Source organism: Streptomyces sp. NPDC002838, assembly GCF_040295365.1.
Lineage (GTDB): Bacteria > Actinomycetota > Actinomycetes > Streptomycetales > Streptomycetaceae > Streptomyces.
In genome coordinates, this window is sequence record NZ_JBEOVF010000007.1 from 24,999 (window position 1) to 39,628 (window position 14,630).

General features: G+C 69.8%; 11 protein-coding genes, 2 tRNA genes, 2 pseudogenes and 1 riboswitch. Of the genes and pseudogenes, 4 read left to right on the plus strand and 11 right to left on the minus strand.

The genetic code is table 11. The annotated features are described in order from the left end of the window. Positions 1-6: 6 nt before the first annotated feature. Positions 7-164: riboswitch (cyclic di-AMP (ydaO/yuaA leader) on the minus strand. A 305-nt stretch (positions 165-469) separates the two neighbouring features. Beyond that, positions 470-543: transfer RNA gene (locus ABT063_RS11600), tRNA-Met, on the minus strand. A 75-nt stretch (positions 544-618) separates the two neighbouring features. Then, positions 619-1,746, minus strand: coding sequence for a dihydrofolate reductase family protein (locus tag ABT063_RS11605; RefSeq protein WP_351057067.1), 1,128 nt, complete (start codon positions 1,744-1,746; stop codon positions 619-621). Between the two features lie 55 nt (positions 1,747-1,801). Here ABT063_RS11605 and ABT063_RS11610 point away from each other — a divergent pair, with 55 nt between their 5' ends. Both ABT063_RS11610 and ABT063_RS11615 read left to right on the plus strand, forming a co-directional pair. Then, positions 1,802-2,320, plus strand: a complete 519-nt coding sequence (locus ABT063_RS11610; protein ID WP_351057068.1) for a MarR family winged helix-turn-helix transcriptional regulator — start codon at positions 1,802-1,804, stop codon at positions 2,318-2,320. A gap of 155 nt (positions 2,321-2,475) precedes the next feature. Further along, the gene (locus ABT063_RS11615; protein ID WP_351057069.1) at positions 2,476-3,117 is read left to right on the plus strand and encodes a GTP cyclohydrolase II; all 642 of its coding nucleotides are present in this window, start codon (positions 2,476-2,478) and stop codon (positions 3,115-3,117) included. 15 nt (positions 3,118-3,132) lie between these two features. On the opposite strand, the pseudogene ABT063_RS11620 reads toward ABT063_RS11615, so the two are convergent. Both ABT063_RS11620 and ABT063_RS11625 read right to left on the minus strand, forming a co-directional pair. After that, positions 3,133-3,585 (minus strand): annotated as a pseudogene (locus ABT063_RS11620) (response regulator transcription factor); the annotation flags it as partial. A gap of 136 nt (positions 3,586-3,721) precedes the next feature. Then, a pseudogene (locus ABT063_RS11625) lies at positions 3,722-3,979 on the minus strand (sensor domain-containing protein); the annotation flags it as partial. 238 nt (positions 3,980-4,217) lie between these two features. Between ABT063_RS11625 and ABT063_RS11630 the strand changes: the two are divergent. After that, a complete protein-coding gene (locus tag ABT063_RS11630; protein ID WP_502990800.1) occupies positions 4,218-5,309 on the plus strand; it encodes a sugar ABC transporter substrate-binding protein in 1,092 nt (363 codons plus the stop codon). Between the two features lie 163 nt (positions 5,310-5,472). On the opposite strand, the gene ABT063_RS11635 is transcribed toward ABT063_RS11630, so the two are convergent. Together ABT063_RS11635 and ABT063_RS11640 are read right to left on the minus strand one after the other, a co-directional pair. Next, on the minus strand, positions 5,473-5,796 hold the full coding sequence (locus tag ABT063_RS11635; RefSeq protein WP_351057071.1) for a hypothetical protein: 324 nt from the start codon (positions 5,794-5,796) through the stop codon (positions 5,473-5,475). After that, the gene (locus ABT063_RS11640) at positions 5,793-6,140 is read right to left on the minus strand and encodes a DUF6247 family protein (protein ID WP_351057072.1); all 348 of its coding nucleotides are present in this window, start codon (positions 6,138-6,140) and stop codon (positions 5,793-5,795) included. The genes ABT063_RS11635 and ABT063_RS11640 overlap by 4 nt, the downstream gene beginning before the upstream one ends. Before the next feature lie 93 nt (positions 6,141-6,233). Here ABT063_RS11640 and ABT063_RS11645 point away from each other — a divergent pair, with 93 nt between their 5' ends. Next, on the plus strand, positions 6,234-6,617 hold the full coding sequence (locus ABT063_RS11645; protein WP_351057073.1) for a class I SAM-dependent methyltransferase: 384 nt from the start codon (positions 6,234-6,236) through the stop codon (positions 6,615-6,617). Positions 6,618-6,709: 92 nt separating this feature from the next. On the opposite strand, the gene ABT063_RS11650 is transcribed toward ABT063_RS11645, so the two are convergent. The 5 genes from ABT063_RS11650 to ABT063_RS11670 all read right to left on the minus strand — a co-directional run bounded on the left by ABT063_RS11650 (position 6,710) and on the right by ABT063_RS11670 (position 14,532). Beyond that, a complete protein-coding gene (locus tag ABT063_RS11650) occupies positions 6,710-6,907 on the minus strand; it encodes a hypothetical protein (RefSeq protein WP_351057074.1) in 198 nt (65 codons plus the stop codon). A gap of 356 nt (positions 6,908-7,263) precedes the next feature. Continuing rightward, positions 7,264-7,336 (minus strand) — tRNA-Lys (locus tag ABT063_RS11655). Positions 7,337-7,467: 131 nt separating this feature from the next. Next, a complete protein-coding gene (locus tag ABT063_RS11660) occupies positions 7,468-9,003 on the minus strand; it encodes an amino acid permease (protein ID WP_351057075.1) in 1,536 nt (511 codons plus the stop codon). A gap of 48 nt (positions 9,004-9,051) precedes the next feature. Further along, complete coding sequence (locus ABT063_RS11665) at positions 9,052-12,171, minus strand: FG-GAP repeat domain-containing protein (protein ID WP_351057076.1); 3,120 nt, start codon at positions 12,169-12,171, stop codon at positions 9,052-9,054. Between the two features lie 207 nt (positions 12,172-12,378). Further along, positions 12,379-14,532 (minus strand): DEAD/DEAH box helicase, encoded by a 2,154-nt coding sequence (locus ABT063_RS11670; RefSeq protein ID WP_351057077.1) that lies wholly within the window; start codon positions 14,530-14,532, stop codon positions 12,379-12,381. Positions 14,533-14,630: the final 98 nt, after the last annotated feature.

Genomic DNA, 14,630 nt, shown 5'->3' on the forward strand with positions numbered 1-14,630 from the left:
CGTGCTCCTTTCCTTCCTTCTCGCCTACCGGGTTAGCTGACGGGTTCGGAGCAGGAAGGTCTCCTACGCGCGTATACCAGCCGTGACTTCACGGTGGTATCCACGCGATTCACCCCATGGTGGTGGTTCCCCGGTTCCCTTGCGGAATTCGGCGCGTGCGCACGGAGCCGCCTCTTGTGACGGCTGGGACGACCGCGCTGCGTTATCGAACGTTAATAGACCCGGGGGCTCGATTCCAAGCTGTTCCACTTGATCATTAACGTTTTCGCCCAGGACTTTACGGCCCATGACCGGCGAAAAACGGGCGAGTTGGCCGCGCCTCATGTGTCACACAGGTATTGACGGTATGTCAGTTGTTATGCGGAGGGCGGTCGCCCGGTCACCACCCGTGACAACGGTCACGAGCGTGCGGGACACACGAAAAAACCGAGGGCCGGAACCCTTTCGGATTCCGGCCCTCGGCCTTCAGTAGCGGGGACAGGATTTGAACCTGCGACCTCTGGGTTATGAGCCCAGCGAGCTACCGAGCTGCTCCACCCCGCGTCGGTAAACACCAGTGTACGCCATGCGAAGGACACAAGTCGCCACGGTTGTCATCGGGGTGGTGCGGGCGCCCTTTCACCCCAGCACATGCCGATTCGGCCCCTTGGCCCGCCCCTCGTACTCCGCCAGCACGACCACCTCCGCACCTCCAGCCGCCAGCACCCCGCTCCCATCGGCCCCCGGCACAAACGTGTCCGGCTCCCGCCAGGCCGTCACCACCCGCCGCACACCCGCCTCCAGGATCAGCCGAGCACACGGCACCGGCCGAGACGCCCGCCGTGCGCACGGCTCCAGGCTGCTGTACACCGTCGCGGACGCCAGCCGAGGATCACCCGGTTCGATCTTCCCCAGCGCCGCCTCCTCCGCGTGCTCGACGGAGTCGCCCTCCCGGGAGTACCCACGCGCCAGCTCCGTACCGTCGGCCGCCACCACCACCGCCCCGACACTGAAGGCCGTCGCCGACGGCGGACACCGCTCCGCCAGCTCGCACGCGAGCCGCAGCCAGTGGTGATCCGCAGCCGACGCGGCCCCACCCACCCCGGGCGCCGTGGGCTCGTACCGCATCAGTACGACGTCACCGACCGCCCGCGTCTCCACCAGCCGCAGACGCCCGCCCTGGTAGGGCCCGGGCCCGAAGAGCCGCGGGGCCTCCGGATCGCCGACGAACAGCGGCGCCAGCACCAGCTGGAGCTCGTCCGCGAGCCCCTGCCGCAGCAGCTGGGTGTGGATCTGTCCGCCGCCCTCGACCATCAGGCGGCGGACCCCGCGGACGTCGTGCAGGTGCGTGAGGAGCCGCCGCCAGTCGAGTTCGGCACCCAGGGGGGCGATATCGGCGGCCAGGCCCAGTGCCCGGGCCCGCTCCGCACCCTTCTCCGTCGTATAGACGATCTTCTCGCCGCCCGTGTGCCAGAACTTCGCCGTCGGGTCGAGGTCCCCGGAGCCGCTGACCGTGACCTTGAGCGGGTACTCCGGCTTGCCGGCGGCCACCCGGGCCGCCCGTCGCTCCGGCGAGTTGACCAGCAGCCGCGGATTGTCGGCCCGGATGGTCCCCGCGCCGACCAGGATCGCGTCGACGGACGCCCGGACCGCGTCGACCCGGTCGAAGTCGGCCGGGCCGGACAGCAGGAGGCGCTCGGGGCCGGTGTCGTCCAGGTAGCCGTCGAGGGAGACGGCGGCGGACAGCAGGACGTAGGGATGAGGCATCGGCACGCTCCCCGGCGGGCTTGGTTCAAGTTTGAAACAAACTTACACTGGTGGCATGACGACTCGCTGGCTCACCCCGAAGGAGCAGCGCGCCTGGCGCGCGTACATCGCCGCGACGCACCTCCTGGAGGACGCGCTCGACCGGCAGCTCCAGCAGGACGCCGGCATGCCCCACCTGTACTACTCCATCCTGGCCACCCTCTCCGAGGCTCCGGAACGGCGCCTGCGTATGACCGACCTCGCCGAGCAGCTGAAGATCACGCGCAGCCGGCTGACGTACGGGGTGACACGGCTGGAGAAGGACGGCCTGGTACGGCGGGAGAGCTGCCGCTGGGACAAGCGCGGCAGCCTCGCCATTCTCACCGACGAGGGCATGACGATCCTGGAACAGGCGGCACCGGGACACGTCGAAAAGGTGCGCGCCTCCCTCTTCGACCATCTCACCGAGGAACAGGTGGGCCAGCTTGAGGAGATCTGCTCGGGAATCACCCGGGCCCTCCAGGGAGACGACGGGGAGCGCCCCGCCACCGACGAGGTCCCTTGGCGCCGCCGCTCGTCTCCGTCCTTCCAGTGAACCCAGTGAACCCAGTGACCCTGGTCACAGATCCGCCGCTTCCTCACCATTTCCCCATTGCTTCAAATTTAAAGCATAGGGTAGGGTCCGTACCCGTAGATCTGCTTCAAATCTGAAGCAGATGTGACCACCGGACCCTACCCGGGAGAACCCGTATGCCCGACTTCCCCGCCGCCACCCCGCGTTCCCGCGTCCGGGTACCGCTGCGCTTCCACGACGGCTATGGCGTCGACGCCGAACTGGTCACCTTCCACGGCCTGGCCGACGGCCAGGAACACGTGGCCATGGTCCTCGGCGACCCCGCTCCCGGCACGACCCCGCTGGTCCGTCTGCACTCCGAGTGCCTGACCGGCGACGTCTTCGGCTCCGCCCGCTGCGACTGCGGCCCGCAGCTGCGCGAGGCGGTCGAGCGCATCGCCGACCGCGGCGGCGTCCTGCTCTACCTCCGCCAGGAGGGCCGCGGCATCGGCCTCTACAACAAGCTCGACGCGTACGCCCTCCAGGACCAGGGCCTCGACACCTACGCCGCCAACACCGCGCTGGGCCTGCCCGAGGACGCCCGCGACTACACGGCGGCGGCGCAGATGCTCCAGGCCCTGGGCGTCTCCACCCTGGACCTGCTCTCCAACAACCCCGACAAGGCGGGCCAGTTGCGCGACCTCGGCATCGACGTCCGTGACCGCGTGCCCACGGGCGTCTTCACCACCGCACACAACGTCCGTTACCTGCGCGCGAAGGTCCTCCAGACCCAGCACACGCTGCCGCTGGGCGAACTGACGGGACTTCACGCGGTCTGACGGCCAAGGCCTGTATCACTGAGGGGTGTGCGCCAGGTACGCCAGCACGGCCAGCACCCGCCGGTGCCCGCTGTCGCTCGGCGGCAGCCCCAGCTTCAGGAAGACGTTGCCGATGTGCTTGTGCACAGCGCGCTCCGTCACGACGAGCATCTTGGCGATGGTGGCGTTGTCATGCCCCTCCGCCATCAGCTTCAGCACCTCGCGCTCGCGCGGGGTGAGCGAGTCGAGCGGGGTGTCGCGGCGACGGGTCAGCAGCTCGGTCACCACCTCGGGGTCCAGCGCCGTACCCCCGCCCGCGACCCGCTCCAGCGCGTCGAGGAACTCGTCCACCCGCCCCACCCGGTCCTTGAGCAGGTAGCCGAGACCGCCCGTGCCCCCGCCCAGCAGTTCGGCGGCGTACGACTCCTCGACGTACTGCGAGAGCACCAGCACCGGCAGCCCGGGGATCTTCTCCCGGGCGACCCGCGCCGTCGGCGAGCCGGACGATCAACGGCAGCACGACCGCACGCCGCCGCAGCAGCCCGCACCCCACACCGTCGACGACCAGCCCGACGGGCCACAGCGGCAGCGCGAGGAGGACGAGGGCGCCGTAAAAGTAGTAGGCGAGCATCCAGCGCAGGTCGGTGAGCGTTCCCGGATCCCGTACGGCGATCCGCAGCCGCTCGCGCAGCGTCCCGCCGATGGTCTGATACGCCTCGGGGATCCGCCGCCCCGTCCACGCGGCCGTCAGCCCCCGCTTGGCCCCGGCGATCCGCCGGATCAGCACCACCGTCTCGGGCAGCATCCAGGCACCGACCACCGCGACCGTGCCGATGGCGGCGATCAGCAGCACGGTGATGAAGATCCACACACCGAACGCCATCGCCGCGGCCACGACGAGATGCACCGTGGCCCAGGCGGCCCGCTGAACGGTTTCCACATGGCGCAAACGCTGGGCGACCCGGTGGCGGCGCGCGGGGGAGGAGGTACCCGGGCGGAGGGTGTAGCGGGCTACACCAGGGGCGTGGGCTGGGCCGTGTGCTGTCCGGTGCTGGTGTCGGCGTCCGGTGGCCTCGGAGCCACTCCCGTGGTGGACTCGTAGGTGCTAGGAGGCCGGGGAGATGCGTGCGTGTCTGCGTGGTGTTGTCGGCGTCGTGACAGCTGTGTCACTGGCCGTCGGTCTCGGCGCCTGCGGGCAGTCCGGCGAGTCCGGCGGCTCGGGCGAGAACCTGAGGATAGGCCTCTTGCTCCCGGGCTACGGGGGGACCACCCGCTGGGAGCAGTTCGACAAGCCCCTGATCGAGGAGAAGATCAAGGACCTGTGCGCCGACTGCACGGTGGAGTACGCCGACGCCAGGCTGAACGCGGCCACCCAGGGGCAGCAAACGGAGGCGATGATCGCCAAGGGGGTCGATGTCCTGATCCTCGCCTCCGTCCACGCCGAGGCGATCCGCTCTTCGATCAGAGACGCACACGCGGCGGACATTCCCGTCGTCGCCTACGACCACCTCGCGGAGGGACCCATCTCGGCCTACGTCTCCTTCGACCCCCACGCCATCGGCGAGCTCCAGGGCAAGGCACTTCTCGAGGCTCTGGGCGACAGGGCCCGCGACAGCCAGATCGTCATGATGAACGGCGATCCCATCAACCCGGACGCGAATGCGTTCAAGAAGGGCGCGCTCTCCGTCCTCGAGGGCAAGGTGAAGATCGGCAAGGCCTACGACACGCCCGGGTGGGAGATCTCGACGGCCCACCAGAACATGAAGAACGCCATCGCCACCCTCGGCGCCGACAGAATCGACGGTGTCTACGCCGCCAACGACTGGCTCGCCTCCGGCGTCATCTCCGCCCTCAAGGCCGCCCGCATCAACCCGTTGCCACCGGTCACCGGCCAGGACGCTCTTGTCTCGGCCATCCAGCGCATCGTCACCGCAGAGCAGTACATGACCGTCTACAAGTCCTACGCGGACCAAGCCGCCGCAGCCGTTGAGATGGCCCTCGCCCTGGGCCGCGGCGAGAGCCTCGACGCGATCGCCGAGGACCGGGTCAGCAACGCCACCACCAAGGACATCCCGGCCGTCGTGCTCCCCGCGGTTGCCGTGACCCGGGACAACATCGAAGACACCGTCGTCAAGGACGGTATGTACACGATCGATCAGATCTGTACGGCGGAGATCGTGGCGGCTTGCGATGCGGCGGGGCTGAGGTCGTGAGGGCTGTTCGTTCTCGGCACGTACGTCGTTGCGGGTTACCGCGTACGAAGGGGCGCGGGGTCCTATTCGACGGAGCCCGGCGTGCCGGGCCCCGCACACAACCCCTCCGGGGGTGCCGGGGGTCACCGGCTTGACACGTGACCGGCTTCGGTTCGCCGCCGGTTCACTGCCAGAAGACCTCCACCACCACGATCTGCGGATCCTCGGGGCGCCGGTCGAAGGTGTAGACCAGCCAGCCCCGATGGTTGTCGAAGTAAAGGATGTACGGCCCCTTGGGATCGGTGGACCGCACCGGTTGGACATACATGCTCTCCGGGAGGTCGCCATCGGCGTCGATCCCCCGGAAGTACGGATCCTTCGCGGTGACCAGTTCGGCACGGGCCTCGTCCACCATCTTCCGCACATGTTCAGGCAGCGCATCGCGGCAGGCGAGGGCATCGAGCCGCCAGTCCATCTGCCAGGGCGGCCCCATGAAGTCGTCGGTCACTGGCCGGGCCCCAGCTCCCGCGCGCTGTAGCGGATCCTCGACACCTCTTCCAGAAGGGCCTTGGCCTCGGCGTAGTCGGTGGCCTCTGCCGCACGGCGGTGGAGATCGTCCACGTGAGCGTCGAGCTTGGGGTCACGGGCGATCGAGTATTCGACCCACCAGCGGGCCAGGAATGCGGGCAGAGGGGCGAGGTCGTAGGTGTCGGCGATCGCCCGCTTCCAGTGCTCGTCGAAGTCGGGAAGGAGCTGCGGAGCGTGCCGGGCGATTGCCTCACGCAGCGCCTTCGGGGTCCGCTCGGGCATGGGGGGGACGACCGATGTCGGTTCGGCTGCGTGGGCAGTCATGGCCGATGGCCTCCTTCGACGTTTCGTGGTTACGACCATAGTCCGGCCCTCCGGTTCCGCGCGGGCCGTTCGTGTCCGGGTTCCCACTCTCCGGTGTCCTCGGTGTCCGGTGCGGGCAGGCGCCGTTCCTACGTGCGCGACGCCGACCCCTTCGATGCCGTGTACTCGGTGTACGGGGCGGCGTGGTTCACGGACCCGGCCGTCCTGCTCCCGGCCGTGCGTGAGCGGCTACGGCTGGGCGGCACGCTGGTGTTCTCGCAGCGGCCGCCCGTCGAGGGCTGCTACGGCTGCCAGGCCTCGTACATTCCGCGCGGCGCCGACGAGGACCCGCTCGTCGTGAAGCGCTGGGACTACGAGCCGGAGGTGTGGGAGCAGCTGCTCGGCAGGTACGGCTACGCGGACGTGCGCACGCAGGTACTGGCCGCGCCGCCCGGTCCGCGCACGGTGGGCACGCTCATCGTGCGGGCCCGCGCCTGACAGTTGCAGCGGCCCCGGTCGGCTGACCTCCTCGCCGACCGGGGCCGCTCATGTACCTCGGCTGCCGAGGTAGCGAGTCGCTAGAGGCCCGGTCAGCCGTGGCCATTACCTCCGCAAGCCTCCACTGGCGTGGCCACCAAGGCGGAGATGCCGCCGTCGTCGCCCATGTCATCCAGATTTGCGCACATAACGCCCGTGTCCGAGTCAGCGGCTGCGGGGTAGGCCGTTGTGAGCAGGGCACCGGCCGCGAGGGCCACGCCGCCCGCTATCGCAGTGATACGTCGCTTCATGATTTCTCCTTCTCGGGATGCCACTGCCGCGCCCAAGCCCGGCCAGCCAGCCAGCCAGACGTGCCTGCCTGCCAGGAGGGGCGCAACAAAGGGGCAGGGCCCGGGGAATGGGGAGGGGCGGACCCTGCGCCTCCAGTGACCCACCGTCCGCGATCTGGCGCACGCCCACAGGAGCCCTACTGCGCCGTGCAGGTGGTGGTCCAGCTGCAACCGTCGCCGTTCACCCGAGGCACTGGAGGCCGCCCACATCGTGATCGCCTACCGTTCGGGCGAGCATGGGGCGAGCCAACGATCTCTGAGCCCCCGAAAATGCCGTGAGCCCCAGTCCAGATACCGTCTGAACTGGGGCTCCGCTGTAGGCCGTGTGGGACTCGAACCCACAACCAATGGATTAAAAGTCCACTGCTCTGCCAATTGAGCTAACGGCCCTGGCGATGTTGCCACCCCGAGCATAGCCGGACGAGGCCGTGTCTCCGATCGGGTATCGGCGACACGGCCGCGCCGGGCAGTCAGAACCCACTGAGCACACACTCAGAACCCACTCCGAACGCACGGGAGTGTCACGGATCAACCGGCTCCGGCGCCCCCGCCCGAGCCGCCTCCCTCGCCCGGGTCCGTTCGTGATCCGGGTTCAGGAACCAGTGCCGAGCCGACACCACCCACCACGTCGCCGCGAACCCCAGTACGACCAGAACGGCGACCGGCGCGTAGTTGAACGACTCCCACGTCACCGGCGACACCTGCGGAAGCATGAACAGCACCGTGATCACGCAGACCCACGCCACCGCCACCACGCCGATCGCCCGGGACCACCGCCCCAGATGCCACGGCCCGCGCTCGAAATCCTCCCCCTTCCGCAACCGCAGCAGCGTCGGGATGACGTACGCGATGTACAGACCGATCACGGCGATCGAGGTCACCGCCGCGTATGCGGTGACGTTGATCAGATACGGCAGCCCCAACACCAGCGCCCCCATCGCCGCCAGCCACACCGCCGCCACCGGCGTCCGTGTGCGCGGGCTCACCGTGTGCCAGACGTGGGAGAAGGGCAGTGCGCCGTCCCTCGAGAACGCGTAGATCATGCGGCTGTTGGCCGTCACCGACGCCATCCCGCAGAACAGCTGCGCCCCGATCACGACCAGCAACAGCAGCTTGCCGGCCGTCGCGCCCAGCGCGTCGAGCAGGATCTGGGCCGGCGGCGCCCCCGTCGGGGACGCGAGGGCACCGTCGTAGGACTGGATCGCGAAGGTGAAACCGAGGAGCAGGACGAAGCCCGCTATCCATGACGTCCAGATCGAGCGGACGATCCCCTTCGGGCCGGCCGTCGACGCGTCGTGCGTCTCCTCCGTCATGTGGGCCGAGGCGTCGTACCCCGTGAAGGTGTACTGGGCCATCAGCAGGCCCAGCAGCACCACGTACACACCACTGCCCCAGCCCGTGTTGTTCACGAACTCGCCGAACACGAAGGACGCCGACTGGTGTTCATCCGGAACGAAGGTCAGCGCTCCCACAATCACCGCCACGCCCAGAACGTGCCACCACACGCTCACGCTGTTCAGGAGCCCGACGATCCGGACCCCGAAGGTGTTCAGCAGGCCGTGCAGCACCAGGATGCCCGCGAACAGCAGCACCGTGCGGCCCGGTGTCACCTCGAAGTCGAACTGGAGATTGAGGTACGCCCCGAGGAAGGACGCCGCCCCGAAGTCGATGCCCGCCGTCACCGCCACCTGGCCCAGGACGTTGAACCAGCCCGTGAACCAGGCCCAGGCGGCGGCCGTACGCGAGGGCGCCAGGCGGTGCGCCCAGAAGTACAGGCCCGCCGACGTCGGGTACGCCGAGCAGATCTCGGCCATGGCCAGACCCACGAAGAGGGTCATCAGGCCCACCGCGACCCAGCCCCACGTGATCACCGCCGGGCCGCCCGTGTTCATGCCGAACAGGTACAGCGTCAGGCAGCCCGACAGGACCGAGATGATCGTGAAGGAGACCGCGTAGTTGGAGAACGCCGACATGCGGCGGGCGAGAACCTGCGTGTAACCGAGCTGGGCCAGCCGTTCCTCGTCCGTCAGCCCACTCGCTGTCGCGTCATCTGTCATGCCCCCAGCGATTCCCTCGCCGAGGGCATGACACACGTCACAACTTGGCTAGAAAATACCCTTGTAGCCCTTCCAGCCGCTCGCGATCTTCACCCGGGCCGCGAACGACCCCTTGCCGTTGCCGGTCTGGCGGTACAGATGGCCCGCCGTGTCCCGCACCACCAGGTCGTTCTTGCCGTCGCCCGTGATGTCCCCGACGCCGACGATCGCGTTGTAGGACGCGCCCCACTTGGAGAAGACCTTCACGCGCTCCTTCAGCAGACCCGTCCCCGTGCCGTTGTAGCGGTACAGCGTCCCCGCCTTGTCGCGCGCCAGCACGTCGCCGATGCCGTCGCCGGTCAGGTCACCGGCGCCCACGATCTTCGTGTAGCCGGTCCACTTCGAGCGGATCTTCTTCCCCGCCGCCAGCGTCCCGTCGCTCTTCGCCGCGAACAGATGGATGTCCCCGGTCGAGGCCTTGCGCGCCAGCAGGTCCGGCCGCTTGTCACCGGTCAGGTCGCCGGGCGAGGTGAGCACGTTGTACGCCTTCCAGCCGGTGCCCAGCTTCGTGTACGACATCGAAGGCGCCGGCGCCAGCCCGCACTTGACCTTGTAGCCGCGCAGCGAACCGTCGCTCATCCGCACCAGCACGTCATTGCAGTTGTCCCGGTTCAGGTCGCCGAACGGGACGGCCACGACGGACGTCGACCAGCCGCTCCCCGACACCTTCCCGGAGAAGGTGCCCTTCCCCGTGCCCCGCTGGAACGTCAGCGCACCGGAGGAATTGAGGGTGAGCAGATCACCCGTGCCGTCGGGCAAGCCCTGCGAACCCGTGTGGTCGTGGCGTACGGGGGCGCCGTGCAGCAGCTTCACCGAGCCCCGCACCTCGACCGGCCCGCCGACGCCGTCCGCGGGCGTGACGGACAGGGTCCAGTCGTACGGGCCGCTCGGCAGCAATTCGCCCGCAGACGTCCTACCGCCCCACCCGAGACTGACCTCGCCCCGCGCCGCCCCGCCGTCCCGGACGTCGACGACCTTGCCGGTCGCCTTGGCGCGCACGGTCAGCCGCCAGTTCGCCGACGGCTTCGACAGCAGCACGGTGGTCAGGGTGTCGGGGGTCTCGTCGACCTCCTTGGACTCGACGTACGACGCGCTCTGCGCGGGCCCGAGCAGCCGCAGCGGCTGCTGCGCCACCCCGGACGGTACGAGGTGCACGCGCTCCTCGCCGTCGACGTACGCGGCGTTGGCGCCGGCCTCGTCGACGGTCCAGCGCACGTCCCGCTGCGAGACACCGGGCGTGTCGGGCAGGTCACCGACGACCCGGCTCGCGGACGTGCCGCCCGCGACCGTCGTCAGCGTCAGCTTCCCGGCCTGCTGGTCGTGCGTGACGACGTACCCGTCGCCGAGCTTCGCCTCGCCCGTCGGCACGGGCACCGACTTCTTCGCCGTACGGTCGTAGACGCCGGCCCGGCCGTCGCAGGTCCAGTACAGGTAGCGGCCGAGCGCCTGGAGTTCGGTGGGCTTGCAGCCCGCGTCGGTGGTGAGGGTCTCGGTGGTCTTCTTGGCGGTGAGGTTGTACGCGGTGACGCTGCCGGGGGTCGTGCCGGCCGTCCACAGGACGTCACCGGAGAGGGCGGCGGCGCCCGGGGGGCGGGTGACGGACGGGGTGCCGTGGTCGCCGATCTTGTAGACGTACTGCTTGTCGGTGTCCGTGTAGAGGACGTACCGCCCGGACACGTCGGTGATACGACCGCCCGTCGGCACGGTCCGGTCCCAGAGCCGCGCCTCGGTCGGCCCGTTGACCCGGATCAGATCCTGTGTGTCCGAGTTGGTGTGCTCCAGCCAGGCGATCCGGCCGTCGGCGGTGCCGAAGACCTGGGAGCAGGACACGTCGTTCGCCGGGCAGGTGCCGACCACCACGTCGGAGACGATCCGGGGCGTGAACTCGGAGCGCTCGCCGAAGGCGGGGGTCCCGGTGGCGGCGACGGTCCGCACGTAGTCGTTGCGCTGCGTGCTCCCGCTGGTGTCGGTGACGACCAGGCGACCCTGCTCCAGGGACAGGCCCTGGATCGGGGCGGGCGGCTTCGGGAGGGCCTTGACCTGCGTGACGACGGGCTTGCCGTCCGGGCCGGCGTGGATGCGCTGGATGCCCCAGTCGTCGGCGGTGGTACGGCCGATGGTGAGGGCGCTGCCGTTCGGCTCGGCGGACAGATCGGGGGCCGTCGAGGTGAGCAGGGTCACTGAGGCGCCGCCCGCGATGGGCTGAGCCGTCACCTGGTTGGTCCTGTTGAGGCGCTGGACCAGCCAGTCGCCCACCAGCGCCACGTAGTTGGCGGAGCTCCTTCCGGTCAGGACCACCTCGACGGGGGTGGCCGACAGGTCGGAGCGGGGCAGCACCAGCACCTTGGTGTCGCGCGTCCGGCTGTAGACGGCGACGTAGTCCGGCGAGACCTCGACGCGGCTGTAGGTGGTGGAGGGCAGCGGCCGGGTCCAGCTCACGACCCGGGCGGTCGTGCGGTCCACGGCCACCATGCGGGCGGTGCCGTCGAGCATCGCCTGGAAGACCAGGCCCGAAGCGTCGGCGCCGCGTGGCTGTCCGAGCGTCATGCCCGCGGGCAGCCCGCCGACCTCCTTGTCGACGACAGACCCGTCCGCGCCGACGGTCAGCAGGTGGATGACCCGCCCGGTCGTCCCGTCGGCGTTCGTGACGGAGTGGTACGTGACGACCGTGGTGCCGTACACGGTCAAGAAGCCCTGACCTGTGGGCAGTTCAAGAGTGCGGGTGGTGCCGTCCGCGGCGTTCCAGAGGTCGATACGGGCGCCGGGGTAGCGGTACGCGAGTACGTCGCTGCCCGTTCCGGAGACGGCCACGGTGCCTGTCGTCTTCGGCGTTTCGAAGGTCTTGCCGTCGGCGTATCGCGCCCACAGGTAGCCGCGGGTGCCCTCCTGCCGGTGGAAGACGCCCTCGGTGCCGGCCCCGTCCGCACCCGTGAGGCTGTCGGGGTAGTGGAGCGCCGCCGCCAGGTTGGTGCTCCGCAGCGCGGCCGGCACCACCGTCTCCTGCGGCGCCTCCGCCGCGGCCGCCGACGGCAGCAGCGGGCTCAGCCCGGCCGCGAGCGCGGCGGAGGCGGCCACGGCGACGGCCGCGCGTCTCGCTCGGGAGTGACGTACGAAGACATGACGAGCCAAGGACAAGGCGATCCTCCCCGAAAGAACGAGAGGAACGCGCGCCGCTTCGGATACCCCGGCCCCGGCGGTCACATCCCCCTCATAAGTCAGCTGATATTACAGGTTCTTCACAGCTGGACACATGAAAAAGCCGTGGCCCCACCCGAGTTCGGGGTGGGGCCACGGCGCTGACTACTGGTCGGCGTCAGCCGTTACATCACTCTTACGTCAGCTGTTGCGCTTCCAGCGCGGCTTGTCCTCGCGGCGGCCGACGGAGCCGGCGCCACGGTGGTCGTCACGACGGCCGTACGGGCGGTCGTGGCCACCGGTACGGAAGCCGGGGCGGTCGCCCTGACGGTCGCGGTTGAACGGACGGTCGCTGCCGCGGTGCCCGCCGCGCTCGTCCCGGCGCTCGAAGGGACGGGCCGGACGGTCGTCACGGCGGAAGCCGCCACGGTCGCCGTCCCGACGCTCGAAGGAACGGCCACCGCGGTCGGAGCCCCGGTCGTCACGACGGTCGAAGGAACGACCACCACGGTCGGCTCCACGGTCACCCCGGTCGTCACGGCGGAAACCGCCACGGTCGCCGTCCCGACGCTCGAAGGAACGGCCACCACGGTCGGCCCCACGGTCACCCCGGTCGTCACGACGGTCGAAGGAACGACCACCACGGTCGCCCCGGTCGCCCCGGTCGTCACGGCGGAAGCCGCCACGGTCGTTGTCACGACGCTCGAAGCCACGGCCGCCGTCGCGGTCGCGGTCCCGGTTGAACCCGCCACGGTCGTTGTCACGACGCTCGTAGGAACGGCCACCACGGTCGGCCCCACGGTCACCCCGGTCGTCACGGCGGAAACCGCCACGGTCGCCGTCCCGACGCTCGAAGGAGCGCTCCGCCCGGTCGACCTCCTGCGCCACCGGCTGCTGGGGCACGGACGCCTCGACCACCTCGGCGGCCTCGGCGATCGCCTGCGCCTCGGCCACCGCGGCCTCGGGGTCCTCGCCCCGCTCGCGGGCGGCCCGGGCGACCAGCCGGTCGGCCTCCTCGCGCAGCTCGGTAGCGCGGCGCTGCGCCCGCTCCAGCTGCTTGGTGAGGTGGGCGACCTCGCGCTCGGCCTGCTGGGCCGCGTTGGCCGCGGACTCCGACTGGACCTCGGTCATCGACCGGGCGCCGGTGATCTCGGCGACCTCGGGCTCGAAGGCCGTACCGGAGTTGATGATGTGGCGCGAGGCGTCGACGCCCGCGTCCTCCATCAGCCGGAAGATCTGGCGGCGCTGGTGCGGCAGCGACAGGGAGACGACGGTGCCGGAGCGGCCCGCACGAGCGGTACGCCCGGAGCGGTGCAGGTAGTCCTTGTGGTCACCGGCGGGGTCCACGTTCAGTACCAGGTCGATGCCGTCGACGTGGATACCGCGCGCGGCGACGTCGGTCGCGACGAGCGCGTTGACGTAACCGTCCTTGAAGTCGGCCAGCGTCCGCGTCCGCGCGCCCTGCGTCATGCCGCCGTGCAGCGCGTCCGCCTTCACCCCGGCGTCGCGCAGCTGCTCGGCGATACGGTCGGCGCCCAGCTGGGTGCGGACGAAGATGATCGTGCGGCCCTTGCGGGAGGCGATCGCGGCGGTGACCGGCGCCTTGTCCTTGGGCTTCACGATCAGGATGTGGTGCGACATGGTCGTCACCGCGCCCTGGGCGGCGTCGACCTCGTGCAGGACGGGGTCGGTGAGGTAGCGCTTGACCAGGGTCGCGATCTCGTTCTCCATCGTCGCGGAGAACAGCATGCGCTGACCGCCCGCCGGAATCTGGTCCAGCAGCTCGGTGACCTCGGGCAGGAAGCCCAGGTCGGACATCTGGTCGGCCTCGTCGAGGACGGCCACCCGGACGTTCTCCAGCGAGCAGGCGCCGCGGTTGATGATGTCGCGCAGCCGGCCCGGGGTGGCGACGAGGACGTCGACGCCGCGCTCCAGGGCGTAGATCTGGTTGCCCATCGACGTACCGCCGCAGACGACCTTCATCTTCAGGCCGAGCACGTCGCCGTACGGCTGCAGCGCGTCCGCGACCTGCATCGCGAGCTCACGGGTCGGCGTGAGGATGATGCCGCGGGGCTTCTTCTTCTCGGTGTGACCGCCGGACAGCTGGGTCAGCAGCGGCAGACCGAAGGAGAGGGTCTTGCCGGAGCCGGTGCGGCCACGGCCGAGGATGTCCTTGCCGGCCAGGGCGTCCGGGATGGTCGCGGCCTGGATCGGGAAGGGGGTGGTCACGCCGTTCTGGGCGAGCTTGCGCACGACGCCCTCGGGGAGACCGAGGTCCGCGAAGGTGACCTCGGGAACGTCCTCGGCGGCCTCGTTCTCGGGCACGACGACGTGATCAGTACTGGAAATGGACATGCGTATGCGAAACCTTCCGGAGTCTCGTCGGCACGCGCCCGTCAACTCCGTGATTCGCAAACGACCGCCTCTATGCGGTCCGCCACGGCAAGGGAGAG

Coding starts and splice junctions, on each gene's coding strand:
- ABT063_RS11605 (WP_351057067.1), bottom strand. CDS start 1,746: ATGCCTCATCCCTACGTCCTGCTGTCCGCCGCCGTCTCCCTCGACGGC.
- ABT063_RS11610 (WP_351057068.1), top strand. CDS start 1,802: ATGACGACTCGCTGGCTCACCCCGAAGGAGCAGCGCGCCTGGCGCGCG.
- ABT063_RS11615 (WP_351057069.1), top strand. CDS start 2,476: ATGCCCGACTTCCCCGCCGCCACCCCGCGTTCCCGCGTCCGGGTACCG.
- ABT063_RS11630 (WP_502990800.1), top strand. CDS start 4,218: ATGCGTGCGTGTCTGCGTGGTGTTGTCGGCGTCGTGACAGCTGTGTCA.
- ABT063_RS11640 (WP_351057072.1), bottom strand. CDS start 6,140: ATGACTGCCCACGCAGCCGAACCGACATCGGTCGTCCCCCCCATGCCC.
- ABT063_RS11650 (WP_351057074.1), bottom strand. CDS start 6,907: ATGAAGCGACGTATCACTGCGATAGCGGGCGGCGTGGCCCTCGCGGCC.
- ABT063_RS11660 (WP_351057075.1), bottom strand. CDS start 9,003: ATGACAGATGACGCGACAGCGAGTGGGCTGACGGACGAGGAACGGCTG.
- ABT063_RS11670 (WP_351057077.1), bottom strand. CDS start 14,532: ATGTCCATTTCCAGTACTGATCACGTCGTCGTGCCCGAGAACGAGGCC.